27 protein-coding genes and 1 other annotated feature (1 of these 28 cut by a window edge) are annotated in these 23952 nt (G+C 58.4%); of the genes, 20 read left to right on the top strand and 7 right to left on the bottom strand.

The genetic code is table 11. The features are described from left to right. Window positions 1–64 precede the first annotated feature (64 nt). Both KQI17_RS01035 and KQI17_RS01030 read left to right on the top strand, forming a co-directional pair. The gene (locus tag KQI17_RS01035; RefSeq protein ID WP_216494352.1) at window positions 65–400 is read left to right on the top strand and encodes a hypothetical protein; all 336 of its coding nucleotides are present in this window, start codon (window positions 65–67) and stop codon (window positions 398–400) included. Then, window positions 400–735, top strand: coding sequence for a hypothetical protein (locus KQI17_RS01030; RefSeq protein WP_216494351.1), 336 nt, complete (start codon window positions 400–402; stop codon window positions 733–735). The genes KQI17_RS01035 and KQI17_RS01030 overlap by 1 nt, the downstream gene beginning before the upstream one ends. 204 nt (window positions 736–939) lie before the next feature. Here the strand turns inward: KQI17_RS01030 and KQI17_RS01025 are convergent, their stop codons facing one another. Next, window positions 940–1212, bottom strand: coding sequence for a helix-turn-helix domain-containing protein (locus tag KQI17_RS01025; RefSeq protein ID WP_216494350.1), 273 nt, complete (start codon window positions 1210–1212; stop codon window positions 940–942). 152 nt (window positions 1213–1364) lie between these two features. Here KQI17_RS01025 and KQI17_RS01020 point away from each other — a divergent pair, with 152 nt between their 5' ends. The 9 genes from KQI17_RS01020 to KQI17_RS00985 all read left to right on the top strand — a co-directional run bounded on the left by KQI17_RS01020 (window position 1365) and on the right by KQI17_RS00985 (window position 11861). Beyond that, a complete protein-coding gene (locus tag KQI17_RS01020; RefSeq protein ID WP_216494349.1) occupies window positions 1365–1919 on the top strand; it encodes an SLOG family protein in 555 nt (184 codons plus the stop codon). 118 nt (window positions 1920–2037) lie between these two features. Next, on the top strand, window positions 2038–2856 hold the full coding sequence (locus KQI17_RS01015; protein WP_216494348.1) for a tyrosine-type recombinase/integrase: 819 nt from the start codon (window positions 2038–2040) through the stop codon (window positions 2854–2856). Window positions 2857–3142: 286 nt separating this feature from the next. After that, a complete protein-coding gene (locus KQI17_RS01010; protein WP_216494347.1) occupies window positions 3143–3694 on the top strand; it encodes a hypothetical protein in 552 nt (183 codons plus the stop codon). After that, on the top strand, window positions 3691–3813 hold the full coding sequence (locus KQI17_RS13755; protein ID WP_256445938.1) for a hypothetical protein: 123 nt from the start codon (window positions 3691–3693) through the stop codon (window positions 3811–3813). The genes KQI17_RS01010 and KQI17_RS13755 overlap by 4 nt, the downstream gene beginning before the upstream one ends. 15 nt (window positions 3814–3828) lie before the next feature. After that, complete coding sequence (locus tag KQI17_RS01005; RefSeq protein WP_216494346.1) at window positions 3829–8163, top strand: S-layer homology domain-containing protein; 4335 nt, start codon at window positions 3829–3831, stop codon at window positions 8161–8163. A 451-nt stretch (window positions 8164–8614) separates the two neighbouring features. Continuing rightward, window positions 8615–8986 (top strand): sporulation initiation factor Spo0A C-terminal domain-containing protein, encoded by a 372-nt coding sequence (locus KQI17_RS01000; RefSeq protein WP_216494345.1) that lies wholly within the window; start codon window positions 8615–8617, stop codon window positions 8984–8986. A 563-nt stretch (window positions 8987–9549) separates the two neighbouring features. Then, window positions 9550–9714: a transposon-encoded TnpW family protein gene (locus tag KQI17_RS00995; RefSeq protein ID WP_216494344.1), complete on the top strand. Its 165-nt coding sequence runs from the start codon at window positions 9550–9552 to the stop codon at window positions 9712–9714. A gap of 90 nt (window positions 9715–9804) precedes the next feature. Further along, window positions 9805–10215, top strand: a complete 411-nt coding sequence (locus tag KQI17_RS00990; protein ID WP_256445937.1) for a recombinase family protein — start codon at window positions 9805–9807, stop codon at window positions 10213–10215. Further along, a complete protein-coding gene (locus tag KQI17_RS00985) occupies window positions 10215–11861 on the top strand; it encodes a recombinase family protein (RefSeq protein ID WP_216494342.1) in 1647 nt (548 codons plus the stop codon). Before KQI17_RS00990 ends, KQI17_RS00985 begins: the two co-directional genes overlap by 1 nt. A 103-nt stretch (window positions 11862–11964) precedes the next feature. Here KQI17_RS00985 and KQI17_RS00980 read toward each other — a convergent pair whose 3' ends face one another. Together KQI17_RS00980 and gltX are read right to left on the bottom strand one after the other, a co-directional pair. After that, on the bottom strand, window positions 11965–12591 hold the full coding sequence (locus tag KQI17_RS00980) for a stage II sporulation protein M (protein ID WP_216494341.1): 627 nt from the start codon (window positions 12589–12591) through the stop codon (window positions 11965–11967). Further along, window positions 12588–14078, bottom strand: a complete 1491-nt coding sequence (gene gltX / locus KQI17_RS00975; protein WP_216494340.1) for a glutamate--tRNA ligase — start codon at window positions 14076–14078, stop codon at window positions 12588–12590. The genes KQI17_RS00980 and gltX overlap by 4 nt, the downstream gene beginning before the upstream one ends. Before the next feature lie 170 nt (window positions 14079–14248). On the opposite strand from gltX, the gene trpS reads away from it, so the two are divergent. From trpS to KQI17_RS00955, 4 genes are read left to right on the top strand one after another with little or no spacing between them, the layout of a single operon-like run. Then, entirely contained in the window at window positions 14249–15253 is a 1005-nt protein-coding gene (gene trpS, locus KQI17_RS00970; RefSeq protein ID WP_216494339.1) for a tryptophan--tRNA ligase, read from the top strand. 8 nt (window positions 15254–15261) lie between these two features. Continuing rightward, complete coding sequence (locus KQI17_RS00965) at window positions 15262–16404, top strand: MraY family glycosyltransferase (RefSeq protein WP_216494338.1); 1143 nt, start codon at window positions 15262–15264, stop codon at window positions 16402–16404. After that, the gene (wecB, locus tag KQI17_RS00960; protein ID WP_216494337.1) at window positions 16391–17539 is read left to right on the top strand and encodes a non-hydrolyzing UDP-N-acetylglucosamine 2-epimerase; all 1149 of its coding nucleotides are present in this window, start codon (window positions 16391–16393) and stop codon (window positions 17537–17539) included. The genes KQI17_RS00965 and wecB overlap by 14 nt, the downstream gene beginning before the upstream one ends. Before the next feature lie 28 nt (window positions 17540–17567). Then, window positions 17568–18344, top strand: a complete 777-nt coding sequence (locus KQI17_RS00955) for a hypothetical protein (RefSeq protein ID WP_216494336.1) — start codon at window positions 17568–17570, stop codon at window positions 18342–18344. 18 nt (window positions 18345–18362) lie between these two features. On the opposite strand, the gene KQI17_RS00950 is transcribed toward KQI17_RS00955, so the two are convergent. The 4 genes from KQI17_RS00950 to nth form a co-directional block, all read right to left on the bottom strand. Continuing rightward, window positions 18363–18692 carry a hypothetical protein gene (locus KQI17_RS00950; protein WP_216494335.1) on the bottom strand — a complete coding sequence of 110 codons (330 nt, stop codon included), beginning with the start codon at window positions 18690–18692 and terminating at the stop codon, window positions 18363–18365. A gap of 2 nt (window positions 18693–18694) precedes the next feature. Beyond that, window positions 18695–19111, bottom strand: coding sequence for a hypothetical protein (locus KQI17_RS00945; protein ID WP_216494334.1), 417 nt, complete (start codon window positions 19109–19111; stop codon window positions 18695–18697). Between the two features lie 21 nt (window positions 19112–19132). Beyond that, entirely contained in the window at window positions 19133–19390 is a 258-nt protein-coding gene (locus tag KQI17_RS00940) for a hypothetical protein (RefSeq protein ID WP_216494333.1), read from the bottom strand. 96 nt (window positions 19391–19486) lie between these two features. Continuing rightward, the gene (nth, locus tag KQI17_RS00935; RefSeq protein WP_216494332.1) at window positions 19487–20134 is read right to left on the bottom strand and encodes an endonuclease III; all 648 of its coding nucleotides are present in this window, start codon (window positions 20132–20134) and stop codon (window positions 19487–19489) included. A 128-nt stretch (window positions 20135–20262) separates the two neighbouring features. Between nth and KQI17_RS00930 the strand changes: the two genes are divergently transcribed. The 5 genes from KQI17_RS00930 to sigE all read left to right on the top strand — a co-directional run bounded on the left by KQI17_RS00930 (window position 20263) and on the right by sigE (window position 23907). Then, window positions 20263–20736, top strand: a complete 474-nt coding sequence (locus tag KQI17_RS00930; protein ID WP_216494331.1) for an LURP-one-related/scramblase family protein — start codon at window positions 20263–20265, stop codon at window positions 20734–20736. A gap of 12 nt (window positions 20737–20748) precedes the next feature. After that, window positions 20749–22023: a replication-associated recombination protein A gene (locus tag KQI17_RS00925; RefSeq protein ID WP_216494330.1), complete on the top strand. Its 1275-nt coding sequence runs from the start codon at window positions 20749–20751 to the stop codon at window positions 22021–22023. Beyond that, window positions 22007–22210 carry a DUF951 domain-containing protein gene (locus tag KQI17_RS00920; RefSeq protein WP_022018179.1) on the top strand — a complete coding sequence of 68 codons (204 nt, stop codon included), beginning with the start codon at window positions 22007–22009 and terminating at the stop codon, window positions 22208–22210. The genes KQI17_RS00925 and KQI17_RS00920 overlap by 17 nt, the downstream gene beginning before the upstream one ends. 190 nt (window positions 22211–22400) lie before the next feature. Next, window positions 22401–23216 (top strand): sigma-E processing peptidase SpoIIGA, encoded by an 816-nt coding sequence (locus tag KQI17_RS00915; protein WP_216494329.1) that lies wholly within the window; start codon window positions 22401–22403, stop codon window positions 23214–23216. Further along, window positions 23188–23907, top strand: coding sequence for an RNA polymerase sporulation sigma factor SigE (sigE, locus tag KQI17_RS00910; RefSeq protein ID WP_216494328.1), 720 nt, complete (start codon window positions 23188–23190; stop codon window positions 23905–23907). Before KQI17_RS00915 ends, sigE begins: the two co-directional genes overlap by 29 nt. A gap of 32 nt (window positions 23908–23939) precedes the next feature. Next, window positions 23940–23952 (top strand) — a binding site (T-box leader); it runs 203 nt beyond the window's last position.

Here is a 23952-nt window from a genome sequence, read left to right as displayed (position 1 = left end):
AAGAGCCATCCTATATACTATGGGTGTAGAAGATGGTATTTTTCAGGCGACAGGAGGCGATACCATGCTGAAGCTGGAAATCAAATTCAATGATGCACAGATGCAGGCGGATCATAAGTATGCCCCGGAGTCCATTTATGCCGCACTGGATAAATCCTTTGCCAAGTATCATTTCCGCAGAGAGACACTTTCTGACGGGACGATCTGCTACTATGGAAACGGGATGGCGCGTGATTACGGCACCTTTGGCCGACTTATCACCACCTTGAAGGACAAGGAGTGGTTTATGGCCTATCTCATCAAGTGGCTTTGGTACAACAGTGATGACGGAGAAAACGAAGCAGACTTCACCGTGGAGGATGTTCTCTATCATTATGCCCACCGCGAGAGTGCTGCGTAATGGCGAGAAAAGAGGCCAAGCGCTTTAAGGCTCTTTATTTTGATTTACGGATCAAGGATTTGGAAGAACACTATTCCAAATCCCGCCCCAAAGGCGCTTATGAGAAGATACAGAAATTCCTGATCAGGCGCAGCTTCTCACATGAGCAGTATTCCGGCTATCATTCTCTATATAAAACCACAGACTTGGAGATTTTCGATCTGATCCGGGATATGAGCGATACCTTCCCGTGGCTTCAGCACTGCGTCAACCATTTTGAAGTAACCAATGTTGGAGCCAACCATGACCTGATGGATCTGTTCATGGAGGATGTGGAAGATCCCATCGCTCTGTAAGCACTGTCGAAATTCGTCTCAAATCGAGACACATTGTTTCAGGCCCACACTGCCGTATCGGTAGCGTGGGCCTGCTTTTTCTTTTCCTAAAGCGACAGCAACCGCCGGTGCAGATGCCAACAACTGATGCGATATGTAAAGCAGATACAGCTGTTGGCGCGTAAAGCGTCGAAAAATGCGTCTCATTTTGAGACGCATTTTGGCTCATTTCGATTTCAATATCCTGTCGGGGAATACAGATGCGTTGAGGAGATCGGCAGGATCGACCTCCAGGGCATCGGCAATATCATAGAACACATCCAGTGAAAAGCTGTGCGCCAGATTAGGCGCCTCAATCGTGCTGATGAGAGAACGGCTGACACCGGCCTTTTCCGCCAGCTTCTCCTGTGACAGGCCGCGCATTTTGCGAAGCGCGGCAATAGCGATCCCAAGCTGTATGAATCGGTCACGATTCTTGAAGGATACTTCTTTGCTCATACAGTGTCCTGCCTTTCTGATGATAAGAAAATTATACGGGTTCTCGCTGTTCTTTTCTGTATATATCAGAAAGCTATTGCTTTAATTAGCGAGCAATAGTATAGTATAAGAGAGCAGATGACGGAAACCGAGAGAGAAAGCAGGTGGGCGTGATGATTCATCGCTGTGCGGTCATTGGCCAGTATCCTCTGCGCTTTCCGTGGGGCTTTGACGAGGAGGACACTCAATGCCGCTGCATGAAGCTGGAGCTGGCACAGCGCATCATGGAGCTGCACCAATGCGGGATAACAGAGTTTCAGGTGGCTTGCGATCATGGTGTGGGGCTATACGCCGCAGAGATCGTCAACACGCTGCGGGAGAATGACCAGGCCCTTCGTTTGATCTGTGTCCTGCCCCACGAAGGGCAGGCGACCAAATGGACACCGCAGCTCCGTGACCGCTATTTTGCGATGCTGGCAAGCTGCACGGATATAGACTGTATCTCACCCTATGAGCAGCCGGATGCTCAGTTTTCAGCTTATCAGCAGATCGTTGAGCGGTCGGATATGGTGCTGGCAGTTCACGATCTGAGCGCAAATGCTGACCGGGCGGAGGATCGGGCGCTGCGCTATGCGCTGGAAGAGCTGAAAAAACCTGTTCTTGTTCTGCATCCCCAAAAGCTGACCGTGCAGGTCTTTCCGCAAGGCTCTGAAAAAACAAACGGATAAACCAATGTTGAAATGCGTCCCGCCGTGGGGCGCGTTTTTTATCGCGCGGGCGTTTCTGCCCCGTATCGTACAATACCTCTGTGAGCAAGCTAAGAAAAACGATACGGAGGACGACACCATGAACGAGCTGCAAGCCTTTGAAAAGCACCTGCGCGAAAACGAGAAAAGTCCCGCCACGATAGAAAAGTATCTGCGCGACGCCCGCGCCTTCCTGTGCTGGCTGGACGGGCGCAAGCCCACCAAGGAGCTGACCGTCTGCTACAAGGAAGGACTGACAGAGCGATACGAGGCCGCCAGCGTCAACTCCATGCTGGCGGGGATCAACAGCTACCTGTCCTTTTCCGGCCGCGCCGACTGCCGGGTGAAGCCCCTGCGCGTCCAGCGGACGCTGTTCGGGAGTGAGGAACGGGAGCTCTCCCGCGAGGAATACGCCCGCCTTGTCCGCGCCGCGGGCGGGGCGCAGATCGGCGTTGTCATGCAGACCATCTGCGGCACGGGCATCCGCGTCTCCGAGCTGCGGCACATCACCGCCGAGGCGGTGCGGGAGGGCCGCGCTGCCGTCCGCAACAAGGGGAAAACCCGCGTGATCCTCATTCCCGCCGCGCTGCGAAGGCTCCTGCTGGGCTATATGAAAAAGGCCGGCGTCACCACCGGCAGCGTGTTCCTCTCGAAAAACAAAACGCCGCTGGACCGCAGCACGGTCTGGCGGCGCATGAAAGCCCTGTGTGAGCGGGCGGGGGTGGACCCGCGCAAGGTCTTTCCCCATTCTTTGCGGCATCTGTTCGCCCGCGTCTTTTACAGCGTGGAAAAGGACCTTCTGCGGCTCGCGGACATCCTCGGCCACGCCAGCGTGAACACCACGCGCATCTACACCATGGAAACCGGGCGGCAGCACATGAAGCTGCTGGAGCGCGTCAGCCGCGTGCTGCTCACATAATGACAATTCTGTTGCGGCACGGGCGCACATAATGACAATTCTGTTGCAAAGGGTACAGTAACCCTACGATACGCTTACATTATATCAGAGAACATACCGTGTTAGCAAGCTAAACTTGCAGCAAAAGTATAGGATTCGCAACGGCGGCAAAGCCGGAAGAAAGAAATTTTCTCTCCCGGCTTGCTTTTCTGCGCCTTTTCGCCCTTTTATTCTTCTTCTCAGTAGTTGAGGATCAGACAATAGGCGCGGCAGCGCAACAGAATTGTCATTATGTGGAGGAAAGCGCATGGGTTTTCGACGATCCCGCGGAAGCGCGAAGGAGCGTGACGCGCCGCAGACGATCTATTGCACCGCCGTCTGCCTGACCAGCACCCGCGCCAGTGAGTGTGTGGCGGGCGACCTCGATCTGCGCAGCCTGAAGAGGCCCTATATTGCCCTCCCTGCCGAGTCCACGCCGGAGGAGATCGCCGCTATCTGCGGACGGAACAAGGTGGATCGTGTCATTTTGGAGATCACGGAGGAGCACGGTCCCGCCACGCTGGGCAAACGGCTGAAGGCCGCCATGCTGCTGCGGCGGCAAAACCGGGAGATCTGTGTCGAGCTGCTGCTGGACAACAAACGCTGGCCGGGGCTGTATGCCGAGGCAAAGGACTGCGTGGACAGAGGCGTGGTTTCCGAGCTGTACCTCACCGACCTCACGACGACGCTCGTAGAGACGGTCGGCGTGGAGCGGCACGGAAGATGGCTGAGCTGGCTGCTCTTTTTTGCGAAGCGGGCGGAAAAGAGTGACGATACGACTGATGCAAAGCGAAGGAGGGCGGCGATGGAGAAAAAATGAAGAACAGAATAAGAGCGCCGTCCTTCCTGCATTATGGAATGACGGGCGTGCTCTCCACCGTGCGGGAGGGCGCGGGAGGCAAAGCGCACGGAAACAAGACCAACAAATTCTTTCTATGAAGGAGGCAACGATCTATGCAACGAACAAAAAGTAAAATCCTGAGCATCCTACTCAGCCTGGTGATGCTGCTCTCACTGCTCCCCACCACGGCGCTGGCGGCGTCTCCGGATGCTGATGTCGCGCTGTACAACAATGCCGGCAAACTTATCAGCCTCAGCGACAAGCAATACCTTAAAACAAATAGCGATACTATCGCAAGCGAGAACTATACCGACAGCGAAACCTATGTCGCCCGCTACGAGGCGTCCAGCGGTACGCTGTTCCTCAAGGACTACGAAGGCGTTGGGAAAGACGGCGGAATTGTGGTGGTCGGCGACCTGAACATTGTGGTTGAGAGCGACAGCAGCTTTACCACAAGCAGAACATCATCTACCGATTCTTTGATGGGCATCCAGTCCAGCAATGGCAAGCTGAAGATCTCCGGCAACAGCAAGCTGGCTGTATCTGCGAATGGTAATGGTGTTGTCTATGGCATTTTCGCAGGAGAGGGCGTCACAATTTCTGCGCCGCTGGATGTGACGGTCAAGCTAAATGATTCATCGAAAACTTTGGTGTACGGCATTTATACGAAGAGCGGTGCGATCTCTCTGTCCGGTGGAGATAAGGCCATTACCGTAACAGGCGGAGGATCCTCTATCTACGGTGTTTACAATGCTACGAAAACATCTACAATTACAGACAACGGCAACATCGACATCCGTGGGAAGCTGACCGTGAACCTGAACAAAGGTAATAATAATGTCGGTATTCGCACGGTTAGCGGCGGCACAATCACGCTGGATGGCGCAACGGTGAATATTCCGAGTAATTTTCTTTTCGGCATCTACAATAAAGACAATAACAACGGAAATGTTGCCATCAGGAACGGCTCTAATGTGACACTCGCCTCTGACATAACAGACGGTTGCGGAATTTGTGCAAACTATGGCGGCGATCTGAGTATTGAGAACAGCACCGTCAAGGTAAGCACGAAGGGCTATGCGGCAGATCTTAAAAAGGGCTCGCTGTCCATCAAGGATTCTACTGTTGATCTGACACTGGATGATAACTTTAATCGCGTTGTCAATACAGATAACAACGCGGCGAATAAGATTGACCTTTCCACCAGCGGCTCGGTGACGCTCACCGCATCGGGCAATCAAACAAACGCCATGATCAATGGCAATGTGACTCTCGGCGCCAACACGAAATGCGAAACGGGCAAGCCTGACGGCAACAGCTATGACGGCAAATACGACGCAGCCAGCAACAAAACCGTCCTCAAGTTCGTGCATAAGTCCACCACGCCCACGGCGACCGTGGACGCTGTGACTATCGACGGCACGACCGGCACGGCTATCGCCGCCACCGATGTGACGATCACGCTGACGAATGACAAGTTCAATGAAATCGCGGCGGCTACCGATGTCAAGGGCTGGTTTACCAACCTGCCTACTGGTCTTGAAGCTAAGATCAAAACGGATGTAAGTGCAAATGCGACCACCGCGACCGTCGAGATCAGCGGCACTCCCTCGGCAGCCAGCTCCGAAGTGCTTGTCATCAAGATCCCCGCGGCAAACCTTGCAAGCGGCAGCAACCTTGATGTGACGAGCAACGCCAACGCGAAGTACAATATCACAGACCCGGCCTATAGCGTGGACATCACGGCAGGAACGGGCATGGCTCTCACCTCCGGCGCCTCCAACCAAACCGGCTTGACCGGCGCCATGGCCGAAGTGGTCTACACAGCGAATACCGATTACTATTTCCCGACCACCTATTCTGTTGCATCTGTCAACGGCGTGGATGTAACTCGCATTGACTTTACGAAGATCAAGGTCTCCGGTACGCCCACGGCAAATACTACTATCACGCTGGCTGATGCAACGGCAAAGACCAAGGAGGCCACGCCCACCGCGACCTTCACCGCCGAGAGCGAGAACGGCGGTAAACTGAGCAGCGTGGATAACACCATGAGGTACAGCGTGGACGGCGGCGGAACCTGGAATGCCATCACCGGCGACAATATGCCGATCACCAATGTCACCACGACTAATGGCGTTCAGGTCAAGAAGCCTGCTACCGACAGCAATACGATGTTGGATTCTGATGTGAAATCCATCACGGTCACCAAGGCGACCGCGCCGACCGGCGTGACGGCTGTTGACTGCACGACCAACAGTAACGACAACGGCAAGCTCAAAAATGTGACGGCCGATATGGAGTATCAGAAGTCCGGTGATCCCACATGGACGGCTTGCAGCGGCACCGAAGTCAGCGGCTTGACCAACGGCACCTACCTTGTGCGCGTCAAGGCCACCGGCACGGTGCTGGCATCCGACAATCAGAGCGTAACCATCAACGCTTTCGGTACGACGCCTGCGGCGGAGCCTAACGCGAGCTTTACCGCCACCGGCAGAGATGCGGGTGCGCTGGTGATCAGCGGCACTTACACCTCTACCATGAAGTATAGCGTGGACGGTGGCAGCGTGTGGAACGATGTTACCAGCGCCAGTATGGATATTACCGGTGTGACCGCAGCCAACGGGATTCAGGTAAAGGATGTTGGCAACGGCAGCACGACCAGCGAATCCACTGTAAAGAGCATTACTGTGACGGAGGGCGCAAAGCCCACCGGGCTGACTGTAACACAGCCGAGCACCATCGGTGGCAAGGGCAAGATCGAAACTACCGCCTCGCACGAGTACAACACGGATGGCGGTACGACCTTTACATCCTGCGCCGGTGCGTTGGATAACCTAACTGCGGGCGCTTACCATGTCCGTGTTAAGGCTAACGGCACTATGCTGGCTTCCGAAACGGAGACCTATACCATCACCGCATTTACCGCAACGCAGGAAACTAAGCCCAACGCGACCTTTGCCGCCACCGGTCCCGATAGCGGTACGCTGAGCAACCTTGTAAACGGCGGTGAATATGCCGTGACCGGCGCGGCTGTTGTGAACTTCACCGCCAGCGGCACGACGCATGATCTGAATGGCGTGTCTGCCGGAGCGCTCTCCATCGTGAAGAAGGGCAACGGCACCACCACGACGGATTCCACCGCACAGACCATCACGGTCACTAAGGCTGCAACGCCGAGTACCGTGACGGCTGTTGGCTGCACGACCGGCAGCAACAATGACGGCAAGCTCAAAAATGTGACAACCGCGATGGAGTATCAGAAGTCCGGCGCTACCGCATGGACGCCGGGCACTGGCAGCGACATCAGCGGCTTGACCAACGGCACCTACTATGTGCGCGTCAAGGCCAACGGCACGGAGCTGGCGTCTGACAATCAGACCGTGGTGATCGCGGCCTATGTTGCGCCGACCGAGTACACCATTACCTTTGATGGCAACGGCGGGACACCCTCTGCTTCCAACATGACGACGGTGGGTAAAAAGCTCTCCAGCCTGCCCACCGCTACCCACAGCGGCAGCTATAGCTTCGCCGGCTGGTACACCGCAGCAAGCGGCGGCACCCAAATCACGACCGTTTATACATTCTCTGCCAACACCACCGTCTATGCGCACTGGACCTACACCGGCGGCGGTGGCTCCTCCTCCGGCGGCGGTGGCGGCAGCTACTCGCCGAGCTACTCCATTACACCGGGCAAGAGCGAGAACGGCAGCATTACCGTTTCTCCCAAGTCCGCGCGCAAGGGCGATACCGTGACCATCACCGTGACGCCCGACAAGGGCTATGAGCTGGAGGACCTTACCGTTCTCGACAGCAAGGGCAAGGAGTTGGCGCTGACCGAGAAGAACGGCAAGTACAGCTTCAAGATGCCCGCCGGAAAGGTCGAGGTCAAGGCAACCTTTATCAAGGAAGCCGAGATCAGCCCGTTCGATGATGTGTCCACCAACGCCTATTACTATGAGGCGGTCAAGTGGGCGCAGGAGAAGGGCATCACGGGCGGCGTCGGCAACGGCCTGTTCGCTCCCAACCAGCCCTGCACCCGCGCGCAGATCGTCACCTTCCTGTGGCGCGCGGCAGGCAGCCCCGCACCCAAGAACACCGGCACCGCCTTTGGCGATGTGAAGCCAGGCAGCTTCTATGAGCAGGCCGTGGCGTGGGCCGTGGAGAACGGCATCACCGGCGGCACCGGCGACGGTATGTTCAGTCCCGACGCCACCTGCACCCGTGCACAGAGCGTGACCTTCCTGTACCGTGCGGCGGGCAGCCCCGCGGTCAGCGGCAGCGCCGAGTTCGGCGATGTGGCGACCAACGCCTATTACGCCGACGCGGTGGCATGGGCCGCCAAGAACGGCATCACCGGCGGCATCGGCGGCGGTCAGTTCGGCTCCGGCAACGACTGCACACGCGGCCAGATCGTCACCTTCTTGTACAGAGCGTACAACAAGTAATTCTGATCGCAGCAGACAGTCCGCAATTTAATTCAAAGCATCCATTAAAGCCGCAAGGCAGCTCTACGACGGAGCTGTCTTGCGGCTTCCTTTTTCTTGTTTTTCTTCAAATAGTTCAATAATCGACAAAAAACAGCAAATATCAGCCGGTTTTAGTAGGCCATTGTAGAGCGATTGTATGACACAAAGCGGCACTTATCGTGTATGATTGAGTTACGGAGGACAAGAATGATTATACGGAATTATAGCCGGACAGCCATTCTCCCGTTGTTCCCCCGCCATGCCGCTCATGCGGCCAAAACAGCAATTAAGGGTACACCTAACGACAGGACACTTTGCTTTTAGTTCAGCACAGCAGGGACTTTGGTTGAAAAGGCTGTCCGCTGGCCGAGAGGCCCGCCGTTGATACCCTTTCCCATCTTTCTATTTCAATCATATAGGAGGGGTATCTATGCCTTTGGTTTATTATCTTCCCGAATACGAAAAGGATAGCGCACAGGCTCCGCTGGACGCTGCGCGGCTCCTGCGGCTTCTCGGCGTGAACGGAAAGCTGGCAGGCTTCCATTATGCGGCCTATATGGTCGAGCAGGTGCGCGACCAGCCGGAGAACATGGTGCTGATCACGAAACGGCTCTATATGCAGACAGCGGAGCATTTCAACACGACACCGAGCTGTGTAGAGCGCAATCTCCGCACTCTCATCCAGAGTTGTTGGAGCTATCCCGACCACAGCCTTTTGAATCTGATCGCCGGCACGGAGTTGAGGCAACCGCCCACCAATTCCCATTTCATCGACATTCTGGCCGCATATCTGCGCAGCTGACAGAAACGGAGAAGGGCGGCGTATTGCCGCCTTTCTCTCTCCCTGTCATTGGAAATGTGGCTCATTTTGAGACAGATTTCGACACTGCCGCCATTCGGCACGGATGTACCAATCGCGGTGCCTCCGTGCGGGCTGGCGACAGCTTGGAAATTGAATAGGTCTATTGGATACATCCGATATGCGTCCGAAAGGAAAGCCGTGCGGGACTGAGCAGGCCATGATCCCAACTAAGAGAGGAGGTATAGGGGGAGCAGCCTTCCGCGCACAAACAGGCCGTGGCTGGCATGGGGGCGATGACACGCATATCGGGGAGATACGATTGTCCAGCCTCAGCCCGAGCGTTGAAGCGGCCTTGACAGGCTGTGAGCCGTCGCAGGCAAAGGGGGCAACCTGTGAGAACCGCAGGGGGTGAAATTCCCGTGTAAGGCGTGCCAGCGCCGTCCAATATGTTCCTGAAATGTACCTGTCAACAAACAAACCATATCAAAGGCCGCGCCTGCATGAGGACGCGGCTTTTGTCGATTTCAGACCGTACAAAAATATTTACAAGAGAGGGTGACAATATGGAAAAGAAATCCGCAAGCACCGTGCAGATGGAAAGGAAGATCGGCAATACCACTTATGTTGTCACCTCTCATTTCCTCGATGAGGGCAGCACCGCCGTTGATAAAATCAAGCGCCTGATCGACATAGATACCAAGACAACAAAATACGGCAAAAAAGTTTGATTTTTTGACCGTTTCTTTACAATTTGGTATAATAATATTGACCTGATAAACGCTTTTATCAATCATGGCGGCTGTCGGAACGGAGGGAATATGATTAGACAGTCCAAGCAATTCACGGCAATATATTGCCGTGTAGACAGCGGTGGAAACACCGCTATGATGGCAGATGCCATACGCCTTCAAGAACTTCAAGCAGTAGAATATGCTCACCAAAACGGCTTGATGCCGGTACAAGTTTTCTCGGACGCTGGCTTTAGCGGAAATACCATGAAACGCCCCGCCTTTCAGAAAATGCTGCAACAAATTGAAACGGGAAATGTGTCAGATGTTGTGGTTTGCAGTCTATCCCGACTGTCCAGAAATATGCTGTGTGCCAACCGACTTTTTGAAAATGCGCTCGTTCGGCACGGTGTTTCTCTCCATAGCGTAAAAGAAGGCTGCAACATTCAGCGTATGCTTGCTCCGTTCTCCTCTCTCATAGAGAAAGGGGGCTGGCGGTAATGACAGCTATTTCCAAGACGATAAAAACCGTGCTGGATAAATGGACGGCGTTCTACTGCCGCTTATCCCGTGACGATGATAACGAGGGCGACAGCAACAGCATACAGCACCAAAAGCAGATTTTGGAGAAGTACGCAAAGGACAGAGGCATTACGAACTACAAGTTCTATGTAGATGATGGTTACAGCGGCACAAACTTCAATCGTCCTGGCTTCCAAGAAATGCTGGCCGATATTGATGCAGGGTATGTTGATTGCGTGATCGTCAAGGATATGTCCCGGTTTGGACGAAACTATCTGGAAGTCGGAATGTACACCGAGATCATGTTTCCCGACAAAGATGTTCGTTTTATCGCCATCAATGATGGTGTAGACAGTGAGCGGGAGGACAATGATTTCACTCCTTTTCGGAACATCATCAACGAATGGTACGCGAAAGACACCAGCAAGAAAATCCGCGCCGTGTTTCGCGCGAAGGGCTTATCCGGCAAGCGCCTATCTACACAAGTGCCGTATGGCTATCTGATGGGCGAGAACGGGCAGCTCATCGAAGATACGGAAACTGCACCGGTAGTACGGCTTATTTTCCGGCTCGCCATTGAGGGGAACGGCCCCGGCAAGATCGCTCGTATTCTGCGGGAAAAGCAGATCATAACACCCGGCACACTGATCTTTCAGCGCACCGGGCGGACAGATCGTTATAATCCCGAGTTTCCGTGCCATTGGAACCCAAATAGCGTGGGGAACATTCTGGAGCAAAAGGACTACCTTGGGAATACCTATAACTTCAAAACAACGAAAAAGTCCTATAAGAGCAAAAAGACGATTTGTAATCCCGAAGAAAAACAGGCTGTCTTTGAGAATACCCATGTGGCGCTGATAGACCAAGAAACATGGGATTTGGTACAGAAGGCTCGTCAAAGCCGACGCCGCCCAACAAAGATGGGAGACATGGGAATGTTTTCCGGGCTGGTGTACTGTGCCGATTGTGGCAACAAGCTCCACCTATGCCGCACCAAATCATGGGAAAGGCATTTGGATAACTATGTTTGTGGGACTTATAAACGCAAGCGTGGAGAGTGCAGCGCCCACTACATCCGTTCTGAGGTGCTGGAAACGCTTGTTTTAGAGAATCTGCGAAAGGTCATCTCCCATGTCAGAAACTATGAGGCTGACTTTGTGCAGCAGGTTACAGAGAACAAGATGGCAGAGCAGATGGAAACGCTATCAGTCTCCAAACGCCAGTTGGAGAAGCAAATGCGACGCATCGCAGAGATCGACGGCATTATCAAACGGCTTTATGAGGACAATCTGAGCGGAAAGCTGTCCGACAGCCGCTTTGCCAAAATGAACGCTGACTATGAACAGGAGCAGCAAATTCTTGAAGCCAGCAGCGCAGATCTAAGAAGAACTGTTGACTTTTGCGAGGAGCAGACCGTGAACATCAAGAGCTTCTTAAAGTGTGTTCGGAAATATACAGAGCCGAGTGAACTGACCCTGGATATGCTTCACGAGCTGGTTGATAAAATCGTTGTTCATGCCCCCGACAAGTCCAGCGGCCACCGCACACAGCAAGTAGACATCTACTATAACTTTGTGGGGAAAATACCGCTATCCGAAGAAGTCGCAACAAGACAAACGGCGTGATATGCCGTAGCACATCACGCCGTTTGCCCGGAGCATGAAAACTTCTTTATTAACACACTCCTGAAGGCAGCGGGAGCTTTTTTACAAGTCGGAAGCGAAGCGGTCAGAGGACCATCGCCAGCAGGCGCGGCGTTACATAGGTCTCCATGAGCGCCGCCGCGGCGAGCAGCGGCAGAATGACATAGAGGAAGAGCGTCGAGACCTCGGAGAGTGTTCGCAGGATGCGGACCTCCTTGTCTCCGCGCACGCGCGCGGTCACGCGCGAGCAGAGGTACAGCCCTGCCGCGCAGAAAAGCACGAGCGCGGGCAGCTCAAAGATGCCGTGGGGGAGAATGCCGACGAGGTAGGAGCCGAGACCGACGCCGCTGCGTACATAATACACGCCCAGCGCGCCGATCAGGAAGAAGTTGAAGCCGAGCGGGAAGGCCGCAAGATAGGCAAAGGGGACAAGACCCCAGAGGATCGCCGAGAATGCGGCGGTGAGGTTGTTGGCAAAAATGGCGGCCGCCATGTCCCGCGTCTCGGTGACGGTGCTGAGGCCGGCGCTGTCGATCGCCTGCTCGAGCACGCCCATGACGTGATCGGTCAGCTGCGGAAAGAACCACGCGGCGGCGAAGCCGACAAGCGTGAGCAACGGCGCGACGATGGCGGCGCGGCGCGCCTCCTCGCCGTAGCCGCTCTGCCACGCCTCGCAGAGCGTGCGCCGGAGGTAGGAGCTGAGTTCGTTCATCCGCCGAGCTTTTCGATGCCGCACTTCACGCGGCGGATCGTCTCGTCCTTGCCGAGAATTTTGCAGATCTCGACCGCACCGCCGGGGGTGACGAGCTTACCGGCGCAGGCGATGCGCAGGGGCCACATGAGCGTAGCGTTCTTCACGCCCAGCTCCACCGCGAACGCGATGAGCATATCGTGGATGCCGTCGGTGGACCAGTCGTTCAGCGCCTCGAGCTTGGGGAGGACCTTCTGCAGCATATCGAGCGATACCGCCGCGTCGGTCTTGGACTTTTTGTTCGTGTAGAACGCGAGGTCGTAGTCGGGGAGGGCGTCGAAGAAATCGACCTTCTCGGGAATGTCGGTGAGCTTCTCGCAGCGTGCCTGCAGCAGCGCCGCGATCTCGGAAGCGGAGTACGCCTCATTCTTCACGCTCTGGCGGATGAACGGCTCGGCAGCTCTGGCGAAGTCCTCGGGCGCCATATTGCGGATATAGTTGGCGTTGAAGTAGGTGAGCTTTTCGATGTCGAAAATGGCGGGGGACTTGGAGATGCCCGCGATGTCGAAGGCCTCAGCCAGCTCGGACATGGTGAAGAACTCCTGCTCGGCGCGCTCGCCGCGCGGCGACCAGCCGAGGAGCGCCACATAGTTCAGAATGGCGGGCGTCAGGAAGCCCTGCGCCTTGAGATCCTCATAGCTCGGGTCGCCGTGGCGCTTGGACATTTTGTGCTGGCTGTCGCGCATGACGGGGGAGCAGTGGACATAGGTCGGGACCTCCCAGCCGAACGCCTCGTAGAGCAGGTTGTACTTCGGCGCGGAGGAAAGGTACTCGCTGCCGCGGACCACATGGGTGATGCCCATGAGATGATCGTCGATGACGTTGGCAAAGTTGTAGGTCGGCAGGCCGTCGCGCTTCAAAAGCACCTGATCGTCAAGCGTCTTGTTTTCCACCGTGATGTCGCCGAAGATGGCGTCGTGGAAGGTGGTGGCGCCCTCCTTGGGGATGCGCTGGCGGACGACGTAGGGCTCGCCGGCGGCGACGCGGGCCTTTGCTTCCTCAAGCGGCAGGTCGCGGCAGGGATCGTCCGCGCGGTCGAACTCGCCGGAATCCTCGGCGCTCTCCGTCTTTTCGCAGAAGCAGTAATAGGCGCCGCCGCGCTCGACGAGCAGCTCGGCGTATTTGCCGTAGGTGTCGCGGCGCTCGGACTGGATGTAGGGAGCCACGGGGCCGCCGACGTCGGGGCCTTCGTCGTGGTCGAGTCCGCACTCGGCCAGCGTGCGGTAGATGACGTCGGTCGCGCCCTCGATGAGGCGGCCCTGGTCGGTATCCTCGATGCGGAGGATGAAGGTGCCGCCCGCGTTGCGCGCAATGAGCCAGGTGTAGAGCGCGGTGCGCAGGTTGCCGACGTGCATATAGCCGGTGGGGGAGGGAGCGAAGCGCGTGCGGACCTTGCCGTGCGGGATCTTCGCCTCCATCTCGTTGAAGTACGTCATATCAAGGGACATGGGGTGACCTCCTGAAGCAAAAATTTCAGTGTTCTTCAGTTTACATTTTGTGCCCGCGCTTGTCAAGGTTCTCTTGTCTTTTTAGAATAAGTGTGGTATGATATCAAATTGAGAATATAGGCACTTCCCGCGCCCTGTGCGCTAATCACGATAGAAACGAGGAAAACATTATGGAAGCAAACGCTCCGGCCAAAAAGAGAATTTTCAGCGGCATCCAGCCCAGCGGCGAGCTGACGCTCGGCTCCTACATGGGCGCCATCAAGAACTGGGTGAGCCTGCAGGATGAGTACGACTGCCTGTACTGCATCGTGGATATGCACGCCATCACCGTGCGCCAGAATCCCGCCGACCTGCGCCGCCGCTCGGTCAACCAGCTCGCGCAGTACATCGCCTGCGGGCTTGATCCCGCGAAGAACATCATGTTCATTCAGAGCCATGTGCCCCAGCACGCGGAGCTTTCGTGGGTGCTCGGCTGCTACACGCAGTTCGGCGAGCTGAGCCGCATGACGCAATTCAAGGATAAGGCCGCCAAGCACGCGGACAACATCACCGCGGGCCTGTTCACCTACCCGGTGCTGATGGCGGCGGATATTCTCGTCTATCAGGCTGACCTCGTGCCGGTCGGTCAGGATCAGAAGCAGCACGTCGAGCTTTGCCGCGACATCGCGCAGCGCTTCAACGGCGTGTACGGCGACACCTTCACGCTGCCCGAGCCGTTTATCCCGAAGATGGGCGCGCGCGTGATGAGCCTCGGCGACCCGACGAGCAAGATGTCCAAATCCGACCCCGACGGCTGCGTTTACATGATGGACAAGCCCGAGGACATCATGCGCAAGTTCAAGCGCGCGGTGACGGACTGCGACGCCTGCGTGAAGTTCGATAAAGAGAATAAGCCCGGCATTTCCAACCTGCTTTCCATCTACTGCGCCGCGACCGGCAAGACCGTCGCGGAGGCGGAGGCTGAGTTTGCCGGACAGGGCTACGGCATCTTCAAGCCCGCCGTGGCCGAGTCGGTCATCGAGCTGCTGCGCCCCATCCGCGAGGAGGCCGAGCGCCTGACGGCGGACAAGGCATACCTTGAGAGCGTTTACAAGGACGGCGCGCAGAAGGCATCCTACCTCGCGGAAAAGACGCTGCGCAAGGTCTACAAGAAGGTCGGCTTCGTCGCCAGGTAAGAGGGAACATGGATATTCAGAAAGAGCTTTTGCTTTGGGTGGGCGCCGCGCTCGTGTGCGCGATGGTCGTGAGCTTCATCATGTGCCCGCTCGTGAAGTCGTTTGCCTATAAGATCGGCGCGATCGACGTGCCGAAGGACAGCCGCCGGATGCACAAGAAGCCGGTGCCGCGGCTGGGCGGGCTTGCGATCTTCCTCGGCTTCATGGTCAGCATCCTGCTTTTTGTCCACATCGACCACCAGATGAAGGGCATCCTGCTTGGAGCAGTCATCATCGTGGTGCTCGGCGTGGTGGACGATATGACGCCGCTGCGCGCGAAGTTCAAATTTCTCGTGCAGATCTGCGCGGCGCTGGTCGCCGTGTATCACGGCGTGGTGATCGAGATCCTGACGAACCCCAACGTCTTTTCCGACGCGCCCTACTGGTCGCTCGGCTGGATGAAGTATCCCGTGACGGTGCTGTGGATCGTCGGTGTGACGAACGCCGTGAACCTCATCGACGGGCTCGACGGTCTGGCCAGCGGCGTTTCGACCATCAGCGCGATGACGATGCTCGTCATTGCCATTCTTGTCTCCGAGCAGCAGGTCGCCATCGTGATGGCGGCGCTCGCGGGCGCGTGCCTCGGCTTCATGCCGTACAATAAGAACCCGGCGAAGATGTTCATGGGCGACACCGGCTCGACCTTTTTGGGTTACATTTTAGCGACCTATTCCATTCAGGGCCTCTTTAAGTATTACGCCATCGTTTCGTTCGCGGTGCCGTTTCTGGTGCTGGGCCTGCCGATCTTCGACACGGCCTTTGCCATCGTGCGCCGCGTGGCGCGCGGGCAGAGCCCCATGACGCCGGACCGCGGGCACATTCACCACCGCATGATGGATATGGGACTCAACCAGAAGCAGACGGTGGCGGCGCTGTATGTGGTGAGCAGTCTGCTGGGACTGTCCGCCGTCGTGCTCACGACGAGCGGCGAGCTGAAGGCGATGCTGCTGCTCCTTGCGCTTGCGGCGGTGGCCTATGTCGCCTCACGCGTCATTTTCCCGCGCGAGATCGCGGAGACCGCCCACGAAAAGGAACTGGAGCAGGAGGAAATGCAGGCAAAGTCTGCCGCGCCTGCGCCGGAGGAGAAGGAAGAAAAGCATGAAGAAAATTAAAGTGATGAGCGTCTTCGGCACACGGCCGGAGGCGATCAAGATGGCTCCGCTCGTCAAGGAGCTCGCGCAGCGCGAGGGCATTGAGAGCCTTTGCTGCGTGACGGCGCAGCACCGCGAGATGCTCGACAGCGTCATGCAGGTCTTTGACCTCAAGGCGGATGCCGACCTCGACATTATGACCCCGCGCCAGACGCTCTCGACCATCACCTGCAAGTGCCTGACCGGCATGGACGAGGTCATCGACCGCTTTGCGCCCGATATGATCCTTGTCCACGGCGATACCTCCACGACCTTTGCCGGCGCGCTCTCGGCCTTTTACCATAAGGTGAAGATCGGCCACGTCGAGGCGGGGCTGCGCACCTACGATAAGTATTCGCCCTATCCCGAGGAGATGAACCGTCAGCTCGTCACGCGGCTCGCCGACCTTTATTTCTGCCCCACGGAGAATAACCGCGCGAACCTTGCACGCGAGAGCGTGACCGAGGGCGTGTTCGTCACCGGCAACACGGTCATTGACGCTTTGAAAACAACGGTACGCAAGGACTATCGCTTTACGACAGAGCTGCTCAACGAGCTGGACTACACGAGCAGGAAGGTCATCCTTGTGACCTGCCACCGGCGCGAGAATTACGGACAGCCGATGGAGGACATCATGTCCGCGCTCGCGGAGCTTGCTGGGACGCACCCGGAGGCGGAGCTGGTCTATCCGGTGCATCTCTCTCCGGTGGTGCAGGAGTGCGCCCACCGGCATCTGGACGGCATCGGGAACGTACACCTGATCGCGCCGCTGAGCGCGGACGAGATGCACAACCTGATGGCGCGCTGCTATATGGTCATGACCGACTCCGGCGGCTTGCAGGAGGAGGCCCCGGCGCTCGGCAAGCCGGTGCTTGTCCTGCGGCGCGAGACGGAGCGCCCCGAGGCGGTCGCCGCCGGCACGGTGAAGCTCGCGGGCGTGGAGCGTGACGCGATCCTTGCGCTGGCAAACGAGCTGCTGAACGATCCCGCCGCCTACGCGGCGATGGCCCACGCGGTCAATCCCTACGGCGACGGTCACGCCTGCGCGCGCATCGCGGACGCGATCGAATGGTACTTCGGTCTGCGCGCGGAGCGGCCGGAGGATCACAGGGCTTAAAGGACTGCGGCGGAAAGGAGGCGGCAGGATGGGAAAACAGAAAATGACGCCGATCGGCATCGCGTGCATCCTGCTGGTCCTGCTCGTCGTCGCCTTTATGGTGCGCGGCAGTCTGCGCGAGCCGGAGAAGATCGTGCTGCCGCCGGAGCCGAGCACAACGGAGCCGAGCGGTCCCATTGTGGACAACGAGGCCGTTGACCGCGTGGAGGTCCGGCCCGACACGGTGCAGAGCGCCATTGAGGTGCTCGCGCGCCCGCGCGTTTACACGCGCACCATCACGGTCGAGCGCTACTGGAGCGGCGGCAGCGGCGTGAGCGTCATCACGGCGGCAGCCGCGGACGGCTGGCTGCGGCTCGACATCACGGAGACGGACGGACAGACCCGCCATGTCATTACCGGCGATGATGCGGTCTACATCTGGTACGGCAGCAGCCGAAAGGTCTATTCCGGCGCCTCTGCGCTCACGCAGGACGCGGAGCAGGGAATATTGACCTATGAGGACATCCTCGCGCTGCCGCCGGAGCGCATCGCGGCGGCGGATTACCGCGCGCTCGAGGGCGTGAACTGCATCTATGTGGAGACCGAGCCCGACGAGGCGGGCTATGTTGAACGCTACTGGGTCAGCGTAAGCTCCGGGCTGCTTGCCGCGGCGGAGCGCGAATGCGACGATGCGGTCGTCTACCGCATGGCGGCGCTGACAGTCAGCTACGACGGCGTGGACGCGGAGGACTTTACGCTGCCGAACGGCACGGTGCTCTATGAGCCGGTCGTTGCCGTGACCAAGGAGATAAGCGAAAACGACTGACCGCCGGTCAGTCGTTTTTCATAGAATGAGCAGCAATCCGAGAGCGATGAGCAGCTCGTCGTCCGCCTTTTCCTCAAAGAGGAAGAAGAGCAGGAGCAGCAGCATCAGGTCCGCGCCGTCGAGATCCTGCAGATGGAGCTTTTCCAAAAGACTGTCGAGAAACGGAATGCCCTCGCGGAACGCGCCGCTGTCGGCCTCCGGTCCGCCGCCGTTCGGCGGGGGAGGAGGCGTATCCCGCGGCGGCTCCCTTGGGGGAGACTCGCGATGCGGAGGCGGCGAGCGGCGCGGCTCCTCCTGCGGAACGCAGGTGTAAACGCCCTGATCGTTGCGCAGATAACGATTGTACACGGCTACTCCTCCCGCGTCGTCAGAAATACCTTGGCCAGATGGATGAGCTTGGCGAGCTGCGCCGCCCGCGCGACCTTGTCGCGCCGCTTGTCGCGCAGAAAGGGCTGCAGCGCGTAGAGAAGCGCAGAGGTCTCGCTGCTCTCGTTCCGGTTCATCTGGCTCAGCACCGGCAGGAGCCGCGATAAAAGCGCGGGGTCCAGCCCGCCGGTGAGCTGCGAGAGCATGGCATTCAGGTCGCCCGCACTCGGCATGGCATTTCCCGCCGCTGCTCCGCTCTGCGGCGGGGGAGGCGGGGCAGTGCTCCCGCCGTCCGCCGCTCCCGCACCTGACTGCGACAGGCTCTGCGCGAGCTGCATGACCTGCGCCATCGCGTCCTGGTTGGAGAGCAGACTATTGAGTTTGTCTTCCAGCTCGCTCATGCGGCCCGCCCTCCGTTTCGCTTATTTTTTCGCGCTCTCGCTGATGCGGCTCATCACCGCCATGCCCTCGGGGCTCTGCATCAGGCTCGAGAGCATCGCCGCGAGCTCCTTGGTGTTGCCCATCGCGGCGCTCTGCGCCGCGCGGTTGAGCGCTGCGCCGCCGTCCTGGCGGGTGAGCATCTGCATGAGCTTCTGTCCGTCGCCGGATTGCAGGAGCGACTGCGCCATGGCGGGATTCCTGCGGAATTTTTCAATGAGCTGAGCGGTATTTTGATCCATGTCTGTGCCTCCGTTCCGATTCGTTCAAAGCAGTATATGAGCGGGAACGAAAAAACGTGCCTGCGAAATCGCAGACACGCTTTCCGGTTTTCTGTTTTATGCCTTCTTGCTCTGCGCCTTCCCGAAGTCGCAGTCGGCGCGCAGCGGGCAGCCGTCGCAGTTCGCCTTGCGGGCGGTGCAGCGGTCGCGGCCGAAGAGCACCATGCGGTGGCAGAAATCGCTCGACTCCTCCGGCGGGAGGACGGCGCGCAGCTGCTTTTCCACGCTCAGCGGGTCCTTACTGCCGTCGGTGAGACCGAGACGGCCCGTGATGCGGATGCAGTGCGTGTCGCAGACGTAGGCGGGCTGGTGGTAGATGTCGCCGAGAATGAGGTTCGCGGTCTTGCGCCCGATGCCGGGGAGACTCGTCAGCTCCTCCATCGTGCCGGGGACCCTGCCGCCGTACTTTTCAAGGAGAATTTTCGCGCACTCGACGAGGTCTTTGGACTTGGTATTGTAAAAGCCGCAGGACTTGATGGCTTCGCCGACCTCTTCATAGCTGGCGTTGGCGAACGCCTCGAGCGTCGGGAACCTTGCGTACAGCGCGGGGGTGACCATGTTCACGCGCGCATCGGTGCACTGGGCGGAGAGCCGCACGGCGAAAAGCAGCTCATAATCCTTTTGGTATTGCAGCGAGCACATGGCGTCGGGGTAGAGCGTCTTCAGCGCCTCAACGATACGGCGGACAGCGGCTTTGGATTTCATGAGGTGACCTCCCGAATCATTCTTGCCAAAAGCATACCACACATTTCCCAAAAAATCGACAGAAAAAGTGTGGGCAAACGAGAAAAAATATGCTATGATAAAAGCACCGGGGAAATGGAGGTGCCGCCATGCGCTTACTCTTCAAGCAGCGCTTTTTTTCATGGTTCGACAGCTATGACATTTATGACGATAACGGTGCGACGGTCTTCACGGTCGAGGGCAAGCTCGCATGGGGCCATTGCTTACATATCCTCAACGCCGCCGGCGAGCACATCGGCACGGTGCAGCAGCGTGTGCTGACCTTCCTGCCGAAATTTGACCTGTATGAATTCGACCGCTGCATCGGCACGATCAAAAAGGAATTTACGTTTTTTGTGCCGCATTTCACCGTGGAGGGCAGCGATTGGGCGGTCGAGGGGCAGTTCATGGAATGGGATTACACCATCGTCAGCGCCTCGCGCGGCACGGTCGCGACGATCGGCAAAGAGCTGTTCCACTGGACGGACACCTATGTCATCGACGTGGCGGACCCCGCCGACGCGCTGCACGCGCTGATGGTCGTGCTGGCCATCGACGCGGAGAAATGCAGCCGCAGCAGCTGAGGAGGGGATAGCATGAGCACAAGACCGCTCGCGGACGAAATTCGCCCGCAGAGCCTGGACGAGGTCGTGGGCCAGCGCCATCTGATCGGACCGGGCGGCGTGCTGCGCCGTCTGATCGACGCGGGCACGAGCGCGAACATGATCTTCTACGGCCCCTCCGGCACGGGAAAAACGACCATCGCCAACATCATCGCCAACAAGACGAATAAAACGCTCTACCGGCTCAACGCGACGACCGCGAGCTTACAGGACGTGAAGGACATCATCGCGAGCGTCGGCACGCTGATGGCACCCGGGGGCATTCTGCTCTACCTCGACGAAATTCAGTATTTCAACAAAAAGCAGCAGCAGAGCCTGTTGGAGTTCATGGAGAACGGCTCCATCACGCTCATCGCGTCCACGACGGAGAATCCGTTTTTCTATGTTTACAACGCGCTGCTCTCGCGCTCGACGGTGTTCGAGTTCAAGCAGGTCGAGCCGCGCGAGCTGCTGCCCGCCGTTGAGCGGGCGCTCGGCATCCTCAAGGAGCGCAGCCCGCTCCCGCTTGCGTGGGAGGAGGGCGTGCCCATGCTCCTCGCGACCCAATGCGGCGGCGATGTGCGCAAGGCCATCAATGCCTGCGAACTGCTTTATGAGGCGGCGGAGACAAAGGACGGTGAGCTTCTGCTGACAAGCGAAGACGCCTTACAGGTGGCGCAGCGCAGCGCGATGCGCTACGATAAGGGCGGCGACGCGATGTACGACATGGCCTCGGCGCTGATGAAGTCGCTGCGCGGCAGCGACCCCGACGCGGCGCTCCATTACCTTGCGCGTTTCCTCGAGGCGGGCGACCTCGTGACGCCCTGCCGCCGGCTTTTGTGCTCGGCGAGCGAGGATATCGGCATGGCATACCCGCAGGCGGTCGCCATCGTGAAGGCCTGCGTGGATACCGCGATGCAGTTGGGACTTCCCGAAGCGCAGCTGCCGCTGGCGCAGGCGGCGATCCTGCTTGCCACCGCGCCGAAATCCAACAGCGTGGTCGAGGGCATCAACGCGGCGTGGGCCGACGTCAGGCGCGGCAGGACCGGCGATATTCCGCGTGAGCTGCAAAACGTTCACGCGGACTCCACGGGCCTTGAGCGCGAGCAGGGCTACAAGTACCCGCACGAGTTCCCGAACCATTGGGTGAAGCAGCAATACCTGCCCGACCCGATCAAAAACGCGGTCTACTATCGCTACGGCGACAACAAGGTTGAGCAAGCCGCGGCGAAATACTGGGAGGCGATCAAACATGCCGATGGACATTAGGCTCCGCGACAGGGTCGAAATGAAAAAGCCGCACCCCTGCGGCGAGAAGATCTTTGAGATCACACGCGTGGGTATGGACGTGAAGCTCAGATGCACCGGCTGCGGCCATGAGGTGATGCTGCCGCGCGCCAAGGCAGAGAAGGGCATTAAGAAGATTCTCGAACGGGAGGAGAAAGCCGATGAATAAGAAAACGCGCGCGATGGCGCTCATTCTGGTGGTCGTGATGATCGTCTCGCTGCTCGCGAGCATGGTCATTCCGTTTCTTGTATAATAAGAATTGAATGCAGGGCCGTCCGTACATTTTGTGCGGACGGCCCTGTTTCGTCCTTTTTCCGCGTCCGCGCTGTGGTATGCTGACGGCACGGAAGAGGGGGGGATGACCGGCATGGTGGTCTACTGGGACCTTGCGGCGCTGGTGAACGGCGCGGCGGACTATCTGCTGCTGCTGTCGGCGGCGCGGCTCGCGGGGCGGACGGTGCCGCGGCTGCGGCTCCTCGGTGCGGCGGCCTTCGGCGCGGCCTACGCCGTGCTCCGGCTCGTTCTGCCGTGCTCGCCGTGGCAGACCGCTGCGGCGTTCGTCGGGATGGCGCTGCTCGCCTTCCGCGGCACGGGACGGGCATTCAAACTGGGGCTGCTGACGCTGCTGCTCTCCTGCGCTCTCGGCGGAGGTGTGCTGCTGCTCGGCCAATGTTGCGGCACATTGGAGCGCGTCGCGCGCGGCGTGATCTTTGCACAGCTTCCGTGGGGCGTGCTGCTCGGCGCGATGGGCGTGACCTATCTGCTGCTCTCGACCGTTTTTCGCGGCGGAGCGCGGCACGACGGTGGGGAGCTGCTGCGCGTAACGCTCACGCGCGGCGGGAAGACCGTCACGCTTCGACTGCTGCACGACAGCGGCAATCTGCTCACCGATCCCCTCACCGGGGAGAGCGTTCCGGTCATCGGGCAGAGCGCCCTGCGCGCGCTGCTGCCGGAGCGTGAGGAGGGTTACATAACGCTTTCCTGCACGACGGCGGGCGGCAGCGGGACGCTACGGACGTTTTACTGCGACAGCATTCGCGTGAACGGCAGGGACTTGGGACGGCGGCTGGTCGCCGTTTCGCCGGACATTTACGGCGACAGCGGCTTTCAGGGCGTATGGCGCATGGAGGAACAGGAGGGGGCACATGAGTTGGTTCAGGCGGCTTTGGGATAGGCTCTGCGCGCGGCTTGCACGGTGCGGCCTGCTGCCGCGCAGCGGCATCTTCTACATCGGCGGCAGCGATTCGCTCCCGCCGCCGCTCTCGCGCGACGTGGAGGCACAGATGCTCGCGCGGCTCGACGAGGGCGACTTTGAGGTGCGGCAGATCCTCATTGAGCACAATCTCCGTCTCGTCGCCTACATCGCCCGCCGCTTCGACAACACCGGCATCAACATCGAGGATCTTATCTCCATCGGCACCATCGGTCTCATCAAGGCCATCAACACCTACCGCAGCGACAAGAACATCAAGCTCGCGACCTATGCCTCGCGCTGCATCGAGAACGAAATACTCATGTATCTGCGCAAAAACGCCAATCAGAAGGTCGAGGTCAGCTTCGACGAGCCGCTCAACACGGACTGGGACGGCAACGAGCTGCTGCTCTCGGATATTCTCGGCACGGACGGCGACACGGTGCTTCGCCCCATCGAGGACGACGTGGACCGCCAGCTGCTGACGACCGCGGTCAGCCGACTTTCCGAGCGCGAGCGTGAGATCATCACGCTGCGCTTCGGCCTCGGCGGGCGGGAGGAAAAGACGCAGAAGGAGGTCGCCGACTACCTCGGCATTTCGCAAAGCTACATCTCAAGACTGGAAAAGCGTATCATCGCGCGGCTCAAGCGCGAGATTCTCAAGATGTCTTGACAAATCGGTCAATATTGCATATAATAACAGCCGAAAATGCAAGGA

Source organism: Oscillibacter sp. MSJ-31, from assembly GCF_018918025.1.
GTDB lineage: Bacteria > Bacillota > Clostridia > Oscillospirales > Oscillospiraceae > Hominicoprocola.
Note: the sequence above shows the minus strand (reverse complement) of the source record. Positions and strands in the feature narration are given on the sequence as shown.

Coding starts and splice junctions, on each gene's coding strand:
- KQI17_RS01035 (WP_216494352.1), top strand. CDS start 65: ATGCTGAAGCTGGAAATCAAATTCAATGATGCACAGATGCAGGCGGAT.
- KQI17_RS01030 (WP_216494351.1), top strand. CDS start 400: ATGGCGAGAAAAGAGGCCAAGCGCTTTAAGGCTCTTTATTTTGATTTA.
- KQI17_RS01025 (WP_216494350.1), bottom strand. CDS start 1,212: ATGAGCAAAGAAGTATCCTTCAAGAATCGTGACCGATTCATACAGCTT.
- KQI17_RS01020 (WP_216494349.1), top strand. CDS start 1,365: ATGATTCATCGCTGTGCGGTCATTGGCCAGTATCCTCTGCGCTTTCCG.
- KQI17_RS01015 (WP_216494348.1), top strand. CDS start 2,038: ATGAACGAGCTGCAAGCCTTTGAAAAGCACCTGCGCGAAAACGAGAAA.
- KQI17_RS01010 (WP_216494347.1), top strand. CDS start 3,143: ATGGGTTTTCGACGATCCCGCGGAAGCGCGAAGGAGCGTGACGCGCCG.
- KQI17_RS13755 (WP_256445938.1), top strand. CDS start 3,691: ATGAAGAACAGAATAAGAGCGCCGTCCTTCCTGCATTATGGAATGACG.
- KQI17_RS01005 (WP_216494346.1), top strand. CDS start 3,829: ATGCAACGAACAAAAAGTAAAATCCTGAGCATCCTACTCAGCCTGGTG.
- KQI17_RS01000 (WP_216494345.1), top strand. CDS start 8,615: ATGCCTTTGGTTTATTATCTTCCCGAATACGAAAAGGATAGCGCACAG.
- KQI17_RS00995 (WP_216494344.1), top strand. CDS start 9,550: ATGGAAAAGAAATCCGCAAGCACCGTGCAGATGGAAAGGAAGATCGGC.
- KQI17_RS00990 (WP_256445937.1), top strand. CDS start 9,805: ATGATTAGACAGTCCAAGCAATTCACGGCAATATATTGCCGTGTAGAC.
- KQI17_RS00985 (WP_216494342.1), top strand. CDS start 10,215: ATGACAGCTATTTCCAAGACGATAAAAACCGTGCTGGATAAATGGACG.
- KQI17_RS00980 (WP_216494341.1), bottom strand. CDS start 12,591: ATGAACGAACTCAGCTCCTACCTCCGGCGCACGCTCTGCGAGGCGTGG.
- gltX (WP_216494340.1), bottom strand. CDS start 14,078: ATGTCCCTTGATATGACGTACTTCAACGAGATGGAGGCGAAGATCCCG.
- trpS (WP_216494339.1), top strand. CDS start 14,249: ATGGAAGCAAACGCTCCGGCCAAAAAGAGAATTTTCAGCGGCATCCAG.
- KQI17_RS00965 (WP_216494338.1), top strand. CDS start 15,262: ATGGATATTCAGAAAGAGCTTTTGCTTTGGGTGGGCGCCGCGCTCGTG.
- wecB (WP_216494337.1), top strand. CDS start 16,391: ATGAAGAAAATTAAAGTGATGAGCGTCTTCGGCACACGGCCGGAGGCG.
- KQI17_RS00955 (WP_216494336.1), top strand. CDS start 17,568: ATGGGAAAACAGAAAATGACGCCGATCGGCATCGCGTGCATCCTGCTG.
- KQI17_RS00945 (WP_216494334.1), bottom strand. CDS start 19,111: ATGAGCGAGCTGGAAGACAAACTCAATAGTCTGCTCTCCAACCAGGAC.
- KQI17_RS00940 (WP_216494333.1), bottom strand. CDS start 19,390: ATGGATCAAAATACCGCTCAGCTCATTGAAAAATTCCGCAGGAATCCC.
- nth (WP_216494332.1), bottom strand. CDS start 20,134: ATGAAATCCAAAGCCGCTGTCCGCCGTATCGTTGAGGCGCTGAAGACG.
- KQI17_RS00930 (WP_216494331.1), top strand. CDS start 20,263: ATGCGCTTACTCTTCAAGCAGCGCTTTTTTTCATGGTTCGACAGCTAT.
- KQI17_RS00925 (WP_216494330.1), top strand. CDS start 20,749: ATGAGCACAAGACCGCTCGCGGACGAAATTCGCCCGCAGAGCCTGGAC.
- KQI17_RS00920 (WP_022018179.1), top strand. CDS start 22,007: ATGCCGATGGACATTAGGCTCCGCGACAGGGTCGAAATGAAAAAGCCG.
- KQI17_RS00915 (WP_216494329.1), top strand. CDS start 22,401: ATGACCGGCATGGTGGTCTACTGGGACCTTGCGGCGCTGGTGAACGGC.
- sigE (WP_216494328.1), top strand. CDS start 23,188: ATGAGTTGGTTCAGGCGGCTTTGGGATAGGCTCTGCGCGCGGCTTGCA.